General features: G+C 67.4%; 16 protein-coding genes. 4 read left to right on the top strand and 12 right to left on the bottom strand.

Annotated elements, in window-relative coordinates; translation table 11 throughout:
- The first annotated feature begins 288 nt into the window (after nucleotides 1-288).
- Nucleotides 289-1,197, top strand: a complete 909-nt coding sequence (locus tag CYJ10_RS31515) for a LysR family transcriptional regulator (RefSeq protein ID WP_101685369.1) — start codon at nucleotides 289-291, stop codon at nucleotides 1,195-1,197.
- A 26-nt stretch (nucleotides 1,198-1,223) separates the two neighbouring features.
- Here CYJ10_RS31515 and CYJ10_RS31510 read toward each other — a convergent pair whose 3' ends face one another.
- From CYJ10_RS31510 to CYJ10_RS31475, 8 genes are all read right to left on the bottom strand, one after another.
- The gene (locus tag CYJ10_RS31510; RefSeq protein ID WP_101685368.1) at nucleotides 1,224-1,457 is read right to left on the bottom strand and encodes a hypothetical protein; all 234 of its coding nucleotides are present in this window, start codon (nucleotides 1,455-1,457) and stop codon (nucleotides 1,224-1,226) included.
- A gap of 77 nt (nucleotides 1,458-1,534) precedes the next feature.
- Nucleotides 1,535-2,203, bottom strand: coding sequence for an AraC family transcriptional regulator (locus CYJ10_RS31505; RefSeq protein ID WP_101685367.1), 669 nt, complete (start codon nucleotides 2,201-2,203; stop codon nucleotides 1,535-1,537).
- Between the two features lie 12 nt (nucleotides 2,204-2,215).
- Nucleotides 2,216-3,508 (bottom strand): CaiB/BaiF CoA transferase family protein, encoded by a 1,293-nt coding sequence (locus CYJ10_RS31500; protein ID WP_101685366.1) that lies wholly within the window; start codon nucleotides 3,506-3,508, stop codon nucleotides 2,216-2,218.
- 39 nt (nucleotides 3,509-3,547) lie between these two features.
- Nucleotides 3,548-4,441, bottom strand: coding sequence for a MaoC family dehydratase (locus CYJ10_RS31495; protein WP_101685365.1), 894 nt, complete (start codon nucleotides 4,439-4,441; stop codon nucleotides 3,548-3,550).
- 13 nt (nucleotides 4,442-4,454) lie between these two features.
- Nucleotides 4,455-4,862, bottom strand: a complete 408-nt coding sequence (locus CYJ10_RS31490; RefSeq protein WP_101685364.1) for a Zn-ribbon domain-containing OB-fold protein — start codon at nucleotides 4,860-4,862, stop codon at nucleotides 4,455-4,457.
- 14 nt (nucleotides 4,863-4,876) lie between these two features.
- Nucleotides 4,877-6,043, bottom strand: coding sequence for a thiolase domain-containing protein (locus tag CYJ10_RS31485; RefSeq protein ID WP_101685363.1), 1,167 nt, complete (start codon nucleotides 6,041-6,043; stop codon nucleotides 4,877-4,879).
- A 37-nt stretch (nucleotides 6,044-6,080) separates the two neighbouring features.
- Nucleotides 6,081-7,196, bottom strand: a complete 1,116-nt coding sequence (locus tag CYJ10_RS31480; RefSeq protein ID WP_101685362.1) for an acyl-CoA dehydrogenase family protein — start codon at nucleotides 7,194-7,196, stop codon at nucleotides 6,081-6,083.
- 17 nt (nucleotides 7,197-7,213) lie between these two features.
- The gene (locus tag CYJ10_RS31475; RefSeq protein ID WP_101685361.1) at nucleotides 7,214-8,407 is read right to left on the bottom strand and encodes an acyl-CoA dehydrogenase family protein; all 1,194 of its coding nucleotides are present in this window, start codon (nucleotides 8,405-8,407) and stop codon (nucleotides 7,214-7,216) included.
- Nucleotides 8,408-8,628: 221 nt separating this feature from the next.
- On the opposite strand from CYJ10_RS31475, the gene CYJ10_RS31470 reads away from it, so the two are divergent.
- Both CYJ10_RS31470 and CYJ10_RS31465 read left to right on the top strand, forming a co-directional pair.
- Nucleotides 8,629-10,158, top strand: a complete 1,530-nt coding sequence (locus CYJ10_RS31470; RefSeq protein WP_101685360.1) for a class I adenylate-forming enzyme family protein — start codon at nucleotides 8,629-8,631, stop codon at nucleotides 10,156-10,158.
- On the top strand, nucleotides 10,155-11,138 hold the full coding sequence (locus CYJ10_RS31465; protein WP_374703327.1) for a tripartite tricarboxylate transporter substrate binding protein: 984 nt from the start codon (nucleotides 10,155-10,157) through the stop codon (nucleotides 11,136-11,138). The genes CYJ10_RS31470 and CYJ10_RS31465 overlap by 4 nt, the downstream gene beginning before the upstream one ends.
- A gap of 86 nt (nucleotides 11,139-11,224) precedes the next feature.
- On the opposite strand, the gene CYJ10_RS31460 is transcribed toward CYJ10_RS31465, so the two are convergent.
- Nucleotides 11,225-12,019: an enoyl-CoA hydratase/isomerase family protein gene (locus CYJ10_RS31460; RefSeq protein ID WP_101685359.1), complete on the bottom strand. Its 795-nt coding sequence runs from the start codon at nucleotides 12,017-12,019 to the stop codon at nucleotides 11,225-11,227.
- A gap of 173 nt (nucleotides 12,020-12,192) precedes the next feature.
- Between CYJ10_RS31460 and CYJ10_RS31455 the strand changes: the two genes are divergently transcribed.
- Entirely contained in the window at nucleotides 12,193-13,095 is a 903-nt protein-coding gene (locus tag CYJ10_RS31455) for a LysR family transcriptional regulator (RefSeq protein ID WP_101685358.1), read from the top strand.
- Nucleotides 13,096-13,137: 42 nt separating this feature from the next.
- On the opposite strand, the gene CYJ10_RS31450 is transcribed toward CYJ10_RS31455, so the two are convergent.
- The 3 genes from CYJ10_RS31450 to CYJ10_RS31440 form a co-directional block, all read right to left on the bottom strand.
- Nucleotides 13,138-14,670, bottom strand: coding sequence for a class I adenylate-forming enzyme family protein (locus CYJ10_RS31450; protein WP_101685397.1), 1,533 nt, complete (start codon nucleotides 14,668-14,670; stop codon nucleotides 13,138-13,140).
- 165 nt (nucleotides 14,671-14,835) lie between these two features.
- Nucleotides 14,836-15,798, bottom strand: a complete 963-nt coding sequence (locus CYJ10_RS31445) for a Bug family tripartite tricarboxylate transporter substrate binding protein (RefSeq protein WP_101685357.1) — start codon at nucleotides 15,796-15,798, stop codon at nucleotides 14,836-14,838.
- A 170-nt stretch (nucleotides 15,799-15,968) separates the two neighbouring features.
- Nucleotides 15,969-16,955 carry a tripartite tricarboxylate transporter substrate binding protein gene (locus CYJ10_RS31440; protein ID WP_101685356.1) on the bottom strand — a complete coding sequence of 329 codons (987 nt, stop codon included), beginning with the start codon at nucleotides 16,953-16,955 and terminating at the stop codon, nucleotides 15,969-15,971.
- Nucleotides 16,956-16,970 lie beyond the last annotated feature (15 nt).

The following is a 16,970-nucleotide window of genomic DNA, read 5'->3' as shown; positions in this document are numbered from 1 at the left end:
TGCCGCTGGTCACCGCGCCACTCCCGCCACGGGAGTGGCGTTTTGCATCCTGCCGTGGCGAATGATGGCCCGCGCTACGCCTTGTAGGCTGCTGGCTGCCGCAGGCGGACATGGCGCTGGATTCCTAGAGATTGATGCGGATGGCACCGATGTTCCCCGATGGCCCGCCAGCGCCGAAGTGAATGCTCTCGTAAAGCGACCGCGGACATTCAGACGTCCGCGGCGGCTTGCCGCTCAGTTATCCTTGCGCCATTGCCAACCAACGGTTGTGAATACAACACAAGGATCATGGACAGGGCACGCGTCTTGACACTGTTTCTGGGCGTGGTGCGGGCCAGGAGTTTCGCCCGCGCCGCGGTGGAGGCCGGCGTGACGCCACAGGCCGTCAGCAAGGCCGTGCGGACGCTGGAAGAGGATCTGGGCGTGCGGCTGTTGCATCGCACGACCCGCAAGTTGAGCCTGACGGACGAAGGCGCCCGCCTGTTCGAGCTGGCCGACCCCGGGCTGCGTCAGTTGGACGAGGCTCTGGCGCAGGTGCGCATTGCCAAAAGCGAGGACGATGGCCTGATCCGGCTGACCGCGCCGCCATCGGTCGGCACGCACGTGCTGGTGCCGCTGATGCATCAGTTCCGCGCCATCTACCCGGGCATTACCTTCGACCTGCAATTGAGTGATCTCTTCACGGATCTGGTCGAGTCACGCATCGACATTGGCTTCCGTTCGGGTACGAGCCCGGGCCAGAACCTGGTGGCGCGCCGGCTTTGCGATCTGCCGATGGGGATCTGCGCGGCGCCCGCCTACCTGGAGCGCCATGGCGAGCCCCGCACGCTGGACGAACTGCTGCAGCACGCCTGCACCGGGTTCCGGCGGCCCGTGACGGGCCGCATGGTGCCCTGGGAACTGGGCATCGACGGCGACCTGGTGTTCCAGGATGTGCCGGCCGTGGCCACGTTCAACGACGTGCAGACCGAGATCGCCGCCGTGCGGGCCGGCATGGGCATCGGCCAGCTATCGATGTTCCTGATTCGTGACGACGTGGCTGCTGGCCGCCTGATACCGATCCTGCGGCAGTTCGACAGCCACAACGTCGGCCTCTATATGTACTACCCGCACCGCACCCATATTCCGGTGCGCGTACGTCGGTTCATCGATTTCGTGGCCGAAGCGGGACGCGTGGCGGGGCTGACCGACGTCTGAGCAGCGAATCTGCTCGCCGGGCCAACTCAGCTGGTATGAATCGGCGCCAGGGCGGCCTTCGGCGCGCTGGCCGACGGGATGCCCGTGGCGGTGCCGGGGCCTGTTGCGGTGTCGCAATGGCATGCGGCGGGCTTGACCTGCTGACGCTGGTGGGCGTTGGCACGCGCGCGTTCGATCACGGCAAAGTCGGGACCGGCAACGGCGGACAGCGAGGCAAGGAGGGAGGCTGCGCCACACAGGGCGAGCAGGGCGGACTTCATTGAAGACTCCGGTGGGTGGGGGAAACCGTTGCTGCCGATGATCCCCGTTTCCGGGTATAGCGTCCAAGACCGGTTTGTTATGCGGGGGATAGGCTGGGCCAATAGTGCGCGATTGGAGGCACAAGCCGGGCGGAAGGGTTGGCGCGGGCGCCGGTGCCGGGCGAAGCGTCGCCGCCATCTGTCACGTGCCGGAGCACGTCGAGCGTGATGCCAAACCGGTCATAAAACGACGATTCCAGATCATGGCTCGCCGGCCATCCCATGCGGCGCTTCAGCGAACCCAGGCTGGCATGCCCGCGATGCCCGTGCGTGGACTCAAACAGCAGCCGCATCAGGCGCTGTGTCCGGCACAGGTCGCCGAAGGCTGCGCCCTCCGCAAACAGCGTGCGCCGGATTTGCCTGGGCGACTCCCCAAGCAATTCGGCCGCGAAATCGGCGCTCCAGGGCAAGTCCGGCTGCAGGAAGATTCGCCGCGACAGCGCGCGATGCAGCAGACGGTGGTCGCCCGTGTCGCTGGCCGGCGCGATCTCGATCCGACATCCGGCCGGCTGCCCCGCGCAACCGGTCACCAGCAGGTCGACGCCATGGAATGGCTCGACGATGCAGGGCAGCCCGGGCACCAGCGTGCGCGCGAAGCCGTTACGCCGCATCACGGCCGTGCCGCGCGTGGCCGTCACCGTCATCGGAAACGCCGGCACGAGCCGCGCCAGGCGCAGATGCGATGCCGACTCGATGCTGAGCCGCATGTCGGCAGCCGGCTACAGCACGCCCTTGGTCCGCAGGTCCGCTACGGCTTGCGGACCGAGACCCAGGCAATCCCGCAGCACTTCGTCCGTGTGCTGGCCCAGCGCGGGCGGCGCGTGGCGCAGCGTGGGCGGCGTGTCGGACAATCGCAGCGGGCTGGCCGTGGAGCAGATCCGGTTGACGGTATCCTCTGCCGGGCGGTCGGCCGTCGCATAGCGGTACTGCTCCACGCGCAGCCCGCGATGCTGGACGTGCTCGTCGGCAAATGCCTGCCCGATGTTGTTGATCGGGCCGCATGGCACCGAAGCCGCCTCAAGCAGGCCGATCCATTCGTGGGTCGACTTCGCGCGAGTGACGTCGCTCATCATCGGAATCAGCGTGTCGCGATGGGTCACGCGGGCACTGTTGGTGGCGTAGCGCTCGTCGCGTGCCCAGTCGACATCGGCCACCTCGCAGAAGCGCGCGAACTGGCCGTCGTTGCCGATGGCCAGCAGCATGTTGCCGTCCCGGGTCGGGAAGTCCTGATATGGCACCACGCTGGGATGCACATTGCCCTGGCGCGTCGGCACCACGCCGGCATTCAGATAGCCGGCACCCTGGTTGGCCAGTACCGCCATGGCCACGTCGAGCAGCGCAATGTCGATCCGCTGGCCGCGCCCGGTGTGATGCCGGGCCTCGATCGCGCCAAGGATGGCGGTGGTGGCATACATGCCCGTGAATAGATCGATCACCGCCACGCCCACGCGCAGCGGCCCGCCACCGGGTTCGCCATCGGGCTGGCCCGTGATGCTCATCAGCCCGCTCATGGCCTGCACCAGCAGGTCATAGCCGGGCCGGGCCGCGTAGGGTCCGGTCTGGCCGAAGCCCGTAATCGAGCAGTAGACCAGGCGCGGGTTCAGCGCGCTGAGCGTCTCGTAGTCGAGCCCGTAGCGCTTGAGGCTGCCGGTCTTGTAGTTCTCGATGACCACGTCGCTCTGCTGCGCCAGCTCGCGCACCAGCTTCTGTCCTTCGGCCGTGGCAATGTCCACGGTCACCGAGCGCTTGTTGCGGTTGCACGCCGCGAAGTAGCTGGCCTGGCGCGTCGGGCCGTCGTCGCCATCCAGGTACGGTGGCCCCCAGTGCCGGGTGTCGTCGCCGGCGCCGGGCTTCTCGATCTTGATGACGTCGGCGCCCATGTCGGCCAGGTTCTGCGTACACCATGGGCCCGCCAGCACGCGGGAAAGGTCGAGCACGCGCAGATGGCTGAGTGCGCCCGTCTGCCGCGACGGCGGCGGCAGGCCGGGGGTGGATTCGTGGGAAGCGGTCATAGCAAAGGAATCAGGCGAAGCGAATCAGGGGGAGGGCGTTCACGCAATCTCGGCCCAGCCATGGCTGAGCACGACCTTGTCGCGTTCCAGCACCCTGGCACGCAACTGGAACTGGCCGGCATGCTGCGGATCACGCCAGATCTCGGTCACCAGCGTTTCACCGGGAAAGACCGGCGCGGTAAAGCGGATATCGAACGCGCGCAGCCGTGCCGGGTCATGGCCCGCGCATTGCCGCAGCAGCGCGTGGGCCACCAGCCCGTAGCTGGCCAGGCCGTGCAGGATCGGTCGCTCGAACCCGGCGGCGCTGGCCACGGCCGGATCGGCGTGCAGCGGATTGAAGTCGCCCATAAGCCGGTACAGCAGCGCCGCTTCGGGGCGCGTGGGCTGGGTATCGACGAAATCGGGCGGACGGTCTTCGGGCACCGGGCGCAGCGCCGGCAACGGTTCGTCGCTGGGCTGGCCGCCGTCCTGCTGGCTGTAGCCGCCGTCGCCGCGCAGGAACGACACCTGCTGGATCGTCGCCAGCAGTTCGCCCTGCACGGTTTCCAGCCGGCGCTCGGTGACCATGATGGCTCCCTTGCCCGCGCCCTTGTCGGTCAGGTGGGTAATGCGGTTGTGGCCCACCACCTCGGCATCGGCGGGCAGCGGGCGATGCAGCCGCAGCCGCTGCTCGCCGTGCAGCAGCTTGACCCAGTCGATGCCGGTATCGGGCTCGCGGGCCCAGAAGCCGGGATAGCCCAGCACCACGGCCTGCGACGGCAGTGCGCGCAGGCCGCCCGGCGTGCCTTCGTAGACGAAGGGCAGGGCCGACGCATCCATCGGGTCGTTGCCCAGGCCCAGGCTTAGCGCGTACAGCATGGTGTCGCGCAGGGTGTAGTGCTGGCGCACCGGGGAAAAGTCGCGGTTGCGCAGGTGCTGGTAGCGGATCGCCATCGGGTGCTCCGCTTCAGGCCGCTTCGGCCGGCGCGAAGACAGGCACTGGCGCGCCGCCCTCGGTCTCGGCAAAGCGCACCTTCACGCGCTGGCCAATGCGCACGCTGTCCAGGTCGGTATCGACGATATGGGTCAGCATGGTTACGCCTTCATCGAGCTTCACATAGGCGATGCAGAACGGATGGGGGCCGGCACGGCGCGTGATGCTGAACGAATAGATCTCGCCCAGGCCGCTGGCGTCTTTCCAGTCGGTGTCGCCCATGCAGAACGGGCACAGTGCGCGCGGGTACCAGTGGGGTTTGCCGCACGACTTGCAGTGGCGCACCAGCAGGCGGCCTTCGCGGGCGGCTTGCCAGAACGGCGCGTTGTCGGGCAGTTCGTCCGGGGCCTTGAAAACGGTGGGAACGTAGGGAGTGGTCATCGGTAGCCTCGCGCTTATTCGCGTTCCAGGATCAGGGTGGCCGAGCCATGGCGCGACCCCATGTAGCCGCCGGTCCCCTGGGCCAGCGCAAGCTGGCAGTTCTTGACCTGCACGGCCGGGTTGGCCTCGCCACGCAACTGGCGCACGGCCTCGATCACCTTGGTGATGCCGCCGCGATTGGCCGGATGGTTGTTGCACAGGCCGCCGCCGTCGGTGTTGATCGGCAGCTTGCCCACGCCCGCAATCAGGTTGCCGTCCATCACGAACTTGCCGCCTTCGCCCTTCTTGCAGAAGCCCAGGTCTTCCAGCTGCATCAGCACGGTGATGGTGAAGCTGTCGTAGATCGACGCGTACTGGATGTCGGATGGCGTAACGCCCGCCTCTGCGAACGCCGCCGCGCCGGACACGCGCGCGGCGGACCATGACAGATCCACCTGGCCGCCCAGCAGGCCCTTCACGTGTTCGCCCGCGCCCAGCACCTTGATCTTCGGCCGGTTCAGCTTCGCCGCGATCTCGGGGCGCGCCACGATCAGCGCGCCGCCACCGTCGGACACCACGCAGCAGTCCAGCCGGTGCAGCGGGTCGGAGATCATCGGCGAATTCAGCACGTCTTCCACCGTTACCAGCTCGCGCAGCATTGCGTTCGGGTTGTGCTGGGCGTGGTGCGAGGCAGCCACCTTGATCCACGCAAGCTGCTCGGGCGTGGTGCCAAACTCGTACATGTGGCGCTGCGCCACCATCGCATACAGGTTGACCGTCACCGGGCTGAACGGCGCCTCGAACGGCTGGTCGGGCAGGTTCGCGCCCCAGTTGCGGGCCTGCGTGCCGCTGGAACCCTCCGAGCGCGGGCGCCCGGCCAGCGTGATCAACGCCACATTGCACTTGCCGGCGGCAATCGCCTGGGCTGCGTGCGAGACGTGCGCGATATAGGACGAGCCGCCCATTTCGCTCGAATCCACATGGCGTGCGTTCAGGCCCAGGTAGTCGACCATGTTGACCATGCCCAGGCCGGGTGCGTCGCCGGCGCAGAAATAGCCGTCCACGTCGGCCAGTGTCAGGCCGGCGTCTTCCAGCGCGCCACGGGCGCATTCGGCGTGCAGTTGCGGCACGGTCTTGTCCGGTGCCTTGCGGGTCGGGTGCTCGTAGGCCCCGACGATATATGCCTTGCCATTGATTGTCATCGGTGTGTCTTCCGTCTGGTGTTCCGTATGGTGTTCGTCAGGCCGCGATCGCGGCCATGGTGGCGGTGTAGCGCTCCATGTGCAGGTCGGTGTCGCCGAGCAGCACATCGGTCATGGCCAGGGCCTTGAAGTAGTCGCCCACCTCGAGTTCGTCGGTCATGCCCATGCCGCCGTGCAATTGCACGGCCTGCTGGCCGACAAAGCGTGCCGCCCGCGCCGTGACGACCTTTGCGGCCGCTACCTTGCGGCGGCGTTCGTCGGCATCGGTGGCGTCCAGCCCCTGCGCGGCCACGTAGGCCATCGACAGCGCCAGTTCCTTCTGCACCAGCATGTCGGCCATGCGGTGCTGCAGCGCCTGGAACGATGCCAGCGGCTTGCCGAACTGCTTGCGCGCGCCCAGGTATTCGGCGGTGATCTCGATCAGCCGCTCCATCGCGCCGGCCGCCGCCGCACATTGCGCGGCAATGCCGTGGTCGATGCCCAGTTCCAGCGCCCGGAGCCCGTCGACGGTCACCAGCGTGGCCGGCACGTCGGCCAGTTGCAGGTCGGCGCCGGACAGGCGGTCGATGGTGGGATAGGTGGTCACGCTCAGCCCCGGGGCGTCGTGGCTGACCAGGAACAGTGCCAGCGTGCCGTCGAGCATGGCCGAGACCAGATAGGTGTCGGCGGCCCCGCCATGCCACACCACCGATTTCGTGCCGCGCAGCACGTAGCCATTCGGCTCGCGCTGGCGCGCCACGGTCTGGGCGGTGTCCAGGCGATAGCGCGTGGCGGGTTCCAGGTAAGCCAGTGCCACGATCTTGCTGCCATCGGCGATGGCCGGCAGCCATTCGGCCTGCTGCGCGACCGGCGCATGGTGCGCCAGGATGGCCGCGGCGATGGCCGCCGGAATCACCGGCTCCTGCACCAGCCCACGGCCCAGTTCGCGTTGCACCACCACCTGGCTGGTCGGGCCTTCGCCAAAGCCGCCATGGTCGGCCGGCACGGTCAGGCCCAGCACGCCCATCTCCGCCAGTTGCCGCCACGTGGCGCGGTCGAAGCCGCCCTGTTCGCGCGCATTGCGGCGGCGATGCTCGAACGCATACTCGGATGCGACAAAGCGGCGCAGGCTGTCGGCCAGCATCTGCTGTTCTTCGCTGTAGGTGAAATCCATGCCTGTCGTCCCCTGCGTTAGAAACCGATGATCATCTTCGAGATGATGTTTTTCTGGACCTCGGTCGAGCCGCCGTAGATCGTGGTCTTGCGCATGTCATAGTAGGTCGATGCCGCAGGGGCGGCCCAGTCCGGGCCGCTCACGGGTTGCGGCGCGCCGGGCTCCATCCAGTCCGGCGAGTACGGCCAACCATTGGGGCCGGCCACTTCCATCTGCAGCATCGCGATGTCCTGCTGCAGTTCGGAGCCGCGAATCTTGACCATGGAGGCCTCGGGGCCCGGCGTGCCGGCGGCCTGGGTCGCCACACGCAACAGCAGCATCTCCAGCGCCAGCAGATCCATTTCCACGCGGGCGATCTTGTCGCGCATGCGCACGTCCTCGATCAGCGGGCGGCCCCGGCCGTCGGTGGTCTCGGCCGCGTAGTGCCGCAGCTGGCGCAGCTCGCGATAGCAGTGGCCGATGCCGGCAATGCCGGTGCGCTCGTGGCCCAGCAGGTACTTGGCGTACGTCCAGCCCTTGTTTTCCTCGCCCAGCAGGTTTTCCACCGGCACTTCCACGTCCTCGAACCAGGTCTCGTTCACGTCGTGGCCGCCGTCCAGCGTCTTGATCGGCCGCACCGTCACGCCGGGCGACTTCATGTCGATCAGCAGCATCGAGATGCCTTCCTGCGGCTTGACCTCGGTGTCCGTGCGCACGAGGCAGAAGATCCAGTCGGCAAAGTGCGCCATCGTGGTCCAGGTCTTCTGGCCGTTCACGATGTACTTGTCGCCCTTGCGCACTGCGCGGGTCCGCAGCGACGCCAGGTCGGAACCGGCGCCCGGCTCGGAGTATCCCTGGCACCAGAAGTCGTCCACGGTCGGGATGCGCGGCAGGAAGCGCGCCTTGTGCTCGGCGCTGGCGTATTTCATCAGCACCGGGCCGATCATCGTCAGCCCGAACGGCAGCATGCGCGGCGCGCCGGCGCGGAATGTCTCGATCTCGAAGATCAGGCGTTGCAGCGCTTTCCAGCCGGTGCCGCCCCATTCCGTGGGCCACGTCGGGGCACCCCAGCCCTGGGCGTGCAGGATACGGTGCCAGCGCACGTAGTCGTCCTTCTCCACGCGGCGATGGCCCAGCACCTTGTCGCGAATGTCGGCGGGCAGGCTGGCCCGCACAAAGGCGCCGACTTCCTCGCGGAAGGATTCTTCTTCTCTTGTGAAACGCAGGTCCATGAACTGTCTCCGGTCAGTGAAAACGATTCTATGGGCGTGCACGCCACGCTGGTTCGAGATTGCCGAATCCAGCCTTCCGGATACCGAAATGCACGGCGCCGCATTCCGCAGCGCGGTTTCAGGCCAGCGAAGCCGACCCTTGTGATTTACGAATGGCGCCGGCCCGGCTTTGGCGCCATGCTGCGCGGACCTCTTCACCGCATTCAGCAAGGACGGCTAGCGTGACCACCCGGATTCATGAGCTGCTTGACCATTGGTTGGCCGAGGCCCCCGATCAACCGTTTCTCCACCTGCCGGACGGCCGCAGCGTCAGCTTTGCCGCGCTGGGCGCGCTGACGGATACGGCCGAAGCGGAACTGCGCGAGCTTGATGTGCGGCCCGGTGACCGCGTGATGGTGGTGGCCGAGAACTGTCCCGAGCACGCCGCGCTGATCCTGGCCTGCAGCCGCGTGGGCGCATGGTCGTGTGGCGTCAATGCGCGCATGGCCGCGGGCGAAATCGACGCCTTCGCCGCCCGGGCCGATGCCAGGGTGGTGTACTTCACCGCCACGGCGTCGCGCGCCGCCGCCGGGCACGCCGAACGCTTCAGGGCCGCGCCATCGGCGCTGCCCGGCATGCATCGTTCTGCCGTGCGAGCCGATGCGATGCAGGAACCGGCGCCGTTGCGCGACCAGGTGGCCGCCCTGATCTTCACGTCCGGCACCACGGGCGAGCCAAAGGGCGTGATGCTGACGCACGACGCGCTGATCCATTTCGCGCGGGTGACCCGTGAGGCCCGTGCACTGGGCCCGACCGACCGCAGCTATGCCTTCGTGCCGATGACCCATATCTTCGGCCTTGGCACGGTGCTGCTCAGTTCGCTGCTGGCTGGCGCTCAGCTGGTGATGCGGCCGCAGTTCGATCCCGCCGATCTGCTCGACGCGCTGGCCCATCACGGCGTATCGCAGTTGCAGGGGCCGCCCACGCTGTTCTCGCGGCTGCTGGCCTATCTGCAGGAGCAGGGCATCGCGCAGCCGGTGGCGCCGGCGTTGCGCTACCTCTACACCGGCGCGGGTCCGCTCGACCTGTCGCTGAAGACGCGCGTGGAGGCTACGTTCGGCCTGACGCTGCACCATGGCTATGGGCTATCCGAATACGCCGGATCGGTCCACGTCACGCGCCTGGGCGATCAGCGCCCCGATACCAGCGCCGGCTATGCCGTGGCCGAGGCCGAGGTGCAGGTGACCGATCCCATGACCGGTCAGCCTTTGCCGCTGGGCCAGCGCGGCGAACTCTGGCTGCGGGGCAGGGGGCTGATGCCGGGCTACTTCCGCGATGCCGCGGCGACGGAAGCCGTGATGCGCGAGGGCGGCTGGTACGCCAGCGGCGACCTGGGCGAGATGCACGCCGATGGCGCGCTGTTCGTGGTCGGCCGCCTCAAGGAGATGATCATCCGCTCGGGCTTCAACGTCTATCCGGCCGAGGTGGAGGGGGCGCTCAACACGCATCCGAGCATCCAGCGGTCTGCCGTGGTTGGCGTGGCCGAGGGCGACGGCAACGAGGAAATCGTCGCCTTCGTCGAGTTGCGCCCCGGCGCGGCGCTGGAACCGGAGGCGCTGCGCAGCCACCTGCACAGCCGCCTGGCCCCGTACAAGCGCCCGGCCCGCATTGTGGCGCTGGCCGAACTGCCTACCAATAACAACGGCAAGATCCTCAAGCGTGTGCTGCAGGAGCAGGCCGGTTCGATGTCGACCCAAGGAGACCCAGCATGAACCCATCGTCCGCCATGCGCAGGCGCCTGTTGGCCGCCGGCCTGTTCGGCGCCGCAGCGTATCCGTTTGCGTCGTTTGCCACGGAAACGTGGCCGACCAAGCCCGTGCGCCTGATCGTGCCATTTCCGCCTGGCGGTCCGGTGGACAGCACGGCGCGCATCTTCAGCCAGAAGCTGGGCGAGATCTGGAAGAACCCGATCGTCATCGACAACCGCGCTGGCGCGGGCGGCACCATTGGCGCCACCATCGCGGCCAAGGAAGCGCCCGACGGCTACACGCTGTTCCTGGGGTCGATCCATCACGCGGTCAACCCGTCGCTGATGGGCAAGCTGCCGTACGACATCGAAAAGGACTTCGCGCCGGTCAGTTTTGCCGCGATGTTCCCGGTGTTCGTCGTCGCCCATCCCTCGGTGCCGGCCAGCAGCATCAAGGAGCTGATCGCCTACGCCAAGAGCGGCCACACGCTGGCCTACGGGTCGTCCGGCAACGGCGGCGGCACGCACCTGGCGGGCGAACTGTTCAACATGGAGGCGGGCACCAAGCTGCAGCATGTGCCGTACAAGGGCAGCGGCCCGGCCATGAACGACCTGCTGGGCGGCCAGGTGCAGTTGATGTTCAGCGACGCGCCTACCGCGCTGCAACATATCAAGTCGGGACGTATCAAGGTGCTGGGCGTGGCCAGCCGCAAGCGCTCGGGCATGCTGCCCGACGTGCCGACCGTCGCCGAATCGGGACTGCCCGGCTACGAGGCCTATTCCTGGGCCGCGCTGTTCGCGCCGGCCCAGACGCCGAAGCCGATCCTCGACAAGATCAATGCCGACTTCAACGTCGCCATGAAGGACGCCGGCGTCAAGCAACGGCTGCTGCAGGCTGGCGCCGAGGCGGATGCCGGCACGCAGGAGCAGATGCGCCAGCGCCTGCACAGCGAAATCGAGAAGTGGCGCAAGGTGATCCAGACGGCAGGGATTACGGCGGGTTGAGAGAGCGAAGGCCGTGACCATGCGCAGCCTTCTCCCATGAAGTGGGAGAAGGGCGCACACCATCGGGCGGGAGAGGGGAGCAATCCTCAGTCTGCCGAAGTTGGCCACTGGAACAGTGGCGTTTCCTTTTCCTTGAAGCGGCGCACGGCCTCGTGGTGGTAGTCGGTGGTGAACGCGATGCCCTGACCGAGCGATTCCAGTTCCAGCATGGTGCGCAAGTCGGCGGCATTCGACTGGTTCAGCGCACGCTTGGTGAGCGCGAACGCCACGGGCGACGCGCCCGCCAGGCCGCGTGCGAGCTGGTCGGCGCGGGCGTAAAGCTGCTCCTGCTCGACGATCTCGAACACCGCCCCGATCTGCCTGGCTTCTTCCGCGCCCACTTCGCGCGCGCTGAAGACCAGGTCCCGGGCGCGCGCCATGCCCACCACGCGTGGCAGCGTGTACAGCGCGCCGCAATCGGGCACCAGGCCAACCTTCATGAACGGCATGCAGAAGCGTGCGCGCGGCGTGGCCACGATGAAATCGGCCAACAGTGCCAGGCTGAAGCCGGCACCGTACGCCACGCCATCCACCGCCGCCACGACCGGGCGGTCCAGGTCGACGAGCAGGGCGATCCAGCCGTGCAGGTCGTCCATGCGGTTGCGGCCGGATGCGGCATCGGTGACGTTCATGGCGCGGATATCGCCACCCGAGCAGAAGTCGGTGCCGGCACCGCGCAGCACCACGGCGCGTACCGTACGGTCGGCGCGGATCTGCTGCACGGCTTCGCGCAGGGCGTCGCGCATCGGCCCGTTCAGCGCGTTCTTGTACTGGGGGCGGTTCAGCGTCAGCGTGGCAATGCCGTCCGCGATGTCCACCAGCAGGGTCTGTTCTTCTGCCATCGGGTGTCTCCATGAGGGTTCGATGGCACAGCTTGACCCATGCGCGGCCGCGCGGCAATTTGCATGTTTTGAATCCGGCATTCGCCGGCAGTGAAGACACCTCCGTAATTGCGAGAATGGAAAAAATGCCGGCGTTCGGGGGATAATCGTCGGCTACCCTGGAGACAACGACAATGCGCTTCGATCTGGTCGATCTGAATCTCTTCACGCATATTGCGGAAGCCAGCAGCCTGACCCGCGGTGCAGAACGTTGCCACCTGTCGCTGCCGGCGGCCAGCACGCGCATCAAGAACCTGGAAGAGCAGGTGGGCGTCAAGCTGCTGAGCCGCAGCAGCCAGGGCGTCAAGGTCACGCCCGCCGGCGAGACGCTGCTGGCCCACGCGCGCCGCGTGCTGCGGCAGATCGAGCAACTGAGCGGCGACCTGCAGGAGTATGCGTCGGGCATCAAGGGGCATGTGCGCGTATTCGCCAACACCACGGCCATGAGCGAGTTCCTGCCGGGGGTGCTGCGTACGTACCTGGTCAATCATCCCGACGTGACCGTCGACATCCGCGAGCGGCTCAGCCCGGACATCGTACGGGCCGTGCAGGAAGGCATGGTCGATATCGGCATCGCTGCCAGCGGCGTCAACATGGAAGGACTCGAAGTGATGCCCTACCGGCTGGACCGCCTGGTACTGGCCACGGCGTTGAGCCACCCGTTGGCCCAGCGCAAGCGCGTGCGGTTTGTCGAGACGCTCGACTACGACTTCATCGGCCTGCCCGAGGACAGCGCGATCCACAACTTCCTGAAACGCGCGGCCTCCGACCTGCAGCGCCAGTTGCATTGGCGCATCCAGGTCAGCAATTTCGAGACGGCGGGGCGCATGATCGAGGCCAACGTTGGCATCGGCGTGCTGCCGGAGAGCACGGCGCGCCGCCATGCGCAGACCATGGCGCTCAATATCGTGCAGATCGAGGACGATTGGGCCGAGCGCAAGCTGCAGATTTGCGTGGCGGACCTGGACGCGCTGCCGGTGTTCGCACGCAAGCTGGTGGACCTGCTGGTGGAAGACGGCACCGGCAACCCGGCCTGATGGCCGGGTGCCTGGGTGCCCGAATGCCCGAATGCCTGAACCCTAGGCCATCTCGGCGACGATGCCGCGCAACTGGTGCTTGTGCAGCTTGCCGCTGGCGGTCGTGGGAATGGCCGGTACGCGCACGATCTGCACGGGGCGCTTGTAGGGCGACAGCCGCTCCGCAAGATAGGCGTGCAGTTCGCCAGCATCGAACGTCTCGCCCTCTCGAAGCTCCACGAACGCCACGATCTCCTCGTTGCCATCGGCCGCCGGCCTGCCGACCACGGCGGACAGCCGCACCGCCGGGTGCGTGTTGATGACCGATTCCACCTCGATCGGATAGACGCTGAAGCCTGAGCGGATGATCAGGTCGCGCGTGCGCCCGACGATATACAGCGCGCCATCGGGCCCCAGTCGGCCAATATCGCCCGTGTTGAGCCAGCCTTCCGGGCGCAGGGCTTCCGCCGTCTGCGCCGGATCGCGATAGTAGCCGCGCATGACCCCGGGGCCTTTCACCCACAGTTCGCCAGCCGTGCCCGGCGGCACTGTTTCGCCGTTGGCGCCCACGATGCGCAGTTCGGCCCCTTCGACAATCTCGCCGGCGGAGCAGTCGCTGCGCGGGCGGTCCATGCGGGTGATGAACAGCGAGCCCGCGTATTCGGTCATGCCATAGCCATGGTGCAGCGGCTGGCCGAACACGGCTTCGACGTTGCGCTTGAGCGTGGGCTCCAGCGGCCCGCCACCGGTATAGAGATAGCGCAGGCGTTTGGGGTGCAGGGTGGCGATGCCCTGCTTCTGCAGGTGCGCCAGGATACGGCTGAACATGGCCGGCACGCCCTGCAGGATCGAGATGGCCTCGCGTTGCAGCGCGGCGCACGCGTCGGTGACGTTGAACCGGGCCACCAGGTACAGGCTGCCGCCGCCCTGGAAGGTGGCCAGCAGCAGCGTGGCGAGCCCGAAAATATGGGACATCGGCATCACGGCGTAGGCGCAGTCGCCCGGCCCGATCTTGCGGGTGTCGGCCGTGACGCGCGCATAGTGCAGCAGGCCGCGATGCGTGACCATCACGCCCTTGGGCTGGCCCGTGGTGCCGGACGTGTAGATCAGCGCGGCCACCTCGTGCGCCAGCGCCTGCGGCTCGCGCTCGCTGCGGTCGTCCACATCGGCGGCCATCAGCGGGCCCAGCCCCGGCGGCGCGATCTCGCGGGCGCGGTAGCGCAGGCCGTGGCGCAGGGCATCGGGGGACGCCGCGTGCGTGAACAGCATCAGCCGGGGCGTACAGTGCGCGCGGATTTCCTCGATCTCGCGGGCCGTCAACCGGGCATTGGTCACCACCGGCCACGCGCCCAGTTCGGACAGCGCAAAGACCAGCGTGATGACGGCCAGGCAGTTCTCGCCGGTAATCATGACGCGGTCGCCGGTGCCAACCCCCTGGGATTCCAGATACTGCCGCGCCAGCCCGACGCCTTCCCAGAGTTGCGCAAAGCTCACCGTGCGCTCGCCTTCATGCACGGCCACGTGGTCGGGCGCATGGGCTGCCCAATGGCGGGGAATGTCGCTGATGCGATTCGCGATGGCTCGGTCCTGCGGCATCTCGCTCAAGTCCTTTGCAGAGAGTGGATTTCGGAGTGGCGCCGGCTTCGCCGTCAGGCGGATACCGGCTCGTCGCAGTGTATGGCCAGCCCGAAGGCTGCGCAATTCGTCATCGGGAAAGCGGTACTTCGCCCGGGCGGAACGGTGCTGCCCGGGCCGGCCGGCTTATTCCACCTCGATATTGGCCGTCTTGACCACGTTGCCCCACAGGGCCAGTTCCTTCTTGATGCGGTCTTGCAGCGGCGCCGGGCCTGTAATGTTGAGGTCGTAGCCGCCATCGGTCATGCGGGCGCGGAACGCGGGGTCCTGCCCAACGGTCTGCTGGGCCTTGACCAGCCGGTCGGTGACATCGGCGGGCATGCCGAGCGGACCCACCAGGCCGTACCAGCCTGTCAGGTCATATTGCTTGAGCCCAGATTCGATCAGCGTGGGCACCGTCGGCAGCGCAGCGTTGCGGGTCTTGGACGTCACGGCCAGCGCGCGCACCTTGCCGCCCTGGATATGGCCGATGGCCGTGCCGGTGATATCGAACATGAACGTGACCTTGCCGCTGATGACGTCGGCCATGGCCGGCGCGTTGCCCTTGTACGGCACATGCAGCATCTTTACGCCGGTCATCTGCGCCAGCAGTTCGGCGGACAGGTGGTTCGACGCCCCGATGCCGGCCGAGCCGAAGCTCACGTCGCCCGGATGCTTGCGCGCGTACGACACCAGTTCGTCCACGTTCTTGGCCGGGAAATCCTTGTTGATCAGCAGGACGTTGGTGTAGTCGGTGATCAGGCCCACGTAGCTGAAGTCCTGCGCCGGCTTGAAGCTGACCGATTTCTGGATCAGCGGCGTCATCGTCATCGTGGGGCTGGCCACGAAATAGAGCGTGTAGCCGTCCGGCTTGGCGCTGGTGGTCATGCCGGCCGCGATAGCGCCGCTGGCACCGGCGCGGTTGTCGACGATGACCGGCTGCTTGAGCACGCGGCCCATGTAGTCCGCGTAGATGCGCGCGGCGGTGTCCACGGGGCCGCCCGGCGCATAGCCGACCAGCAGGCGCACCGGGCGCGAGGGATAGGTGTCGGCCAGGGCCGCTCCGTGGGCCAGCGCCAGCACCGCGCCGGCAAGCATGATTCGCAGCATCGTCTCCTCCTGTTTCTGTATCAGGCTGTTGTTGGAGAGACTTTGCGACACGCCCGCCGGTCAGGCAATTTGCATTTGTTGAAGGTGGGCTTTGTTGAAGCGATAGCGGGGGCGCCGACCCCCGTCCTGCCTTGCCCGTCAAGCCCTTAGCCGAGCCTTCAGTCGGGCCTTCAGTCGAGCTGGATGCGCGCGGTGCGGACGATCTCCGCCCATTTCGGGGTGTCGCTGCTGACCACCGTGGCCAGTTCGGCCGGGCTGGAGGCCACCGGCTGCAGGCCCATGGCGGCAAGTCGCTGCGACACCTCGGGCTGCTTCACGATCCGCCCGATCTCGGCGGCCAGCCGGTCGGCGATCGGGCGCGGTGTGCCGGCGGGCAAGAAGATGCCGAACCAGCCATTGGGCTCGAATCCGCGCAGGCCGGCTTCCGAGAACGTGGGGACGGCCGGCAGCGCCGCGTGCCGCTGCGTGCCCGTGATGCCCAGCACGCGGAACTTGCCACCGGCCAGGTAGCTGTTGGCCGAGGTGACGTCGACAAACGCGGAATCCACCTGTCCGCCAAGAATGTCGCTGACCAGCGGCGCCGCGCCCTTGTACGGGATATGGACGATGTCGATGCCGGCCTGGATCTTGAACTGCTCGCCATGCAGGTGCGACGACGTGCCGTTGCCGTATGAACCATAGCTGAGCTTGCCGGGGCTTGCCTTGGCCAGCGCGATGAATTCGGCCAGCGTGTGGGCCGGCACGCGGGTTGGCACCACGAACAGGTCGGACGAGCGCGCCACCAGCGACACGGGCAGGAAGTCGCGCTCCACGTTGTAGGGCATCTTCCGGTACAGGCTGGGCGACTGGATCATCGCGGTGATGGCCAGCAGCAGCGTGTAGCCGTCGGGCGCGGCCTTGGCGACGATATCGTTGCCAAGGATGCCGCTGGCGCCGGGCTTGTTGTCCACCACCACGGGCTGCTTCCAGGCCTGCGCCAGCTGCTGCCCGATCAGGCGCGCGATGGTGTCGGTGCCGCCACCCGCCGGATAGGGCACCACCAGCCGCAACGGCCGGCCCGGATAGGCGCTGTCGCCCCGCGCGGGCCAGCTTGCCAGCGCCGCCGCGCCACCCAATGCCGCGGCCTGGCCGAGCCAGTGTCTCCTGCTGTGCTGCATGTCAGTCTCCTTGGT

The sequence above is a fragment of the Cupriavidus pauculus genome, assembly GCF_002858765.1.
GTDB classification, from domain to species: domain Bacteria; phylum Pseudomonadota; class Gammaproteobacteria; order Burkholderiales; family Burkholderiaceae; genus Cupriavidus; species Cupriavidus pauculus_B.
The sequence above is the reverse complement of the archived record's forward strand: the minus strand, read 5'-3'. Positions and strand labels throughout refer to the sequence as shown.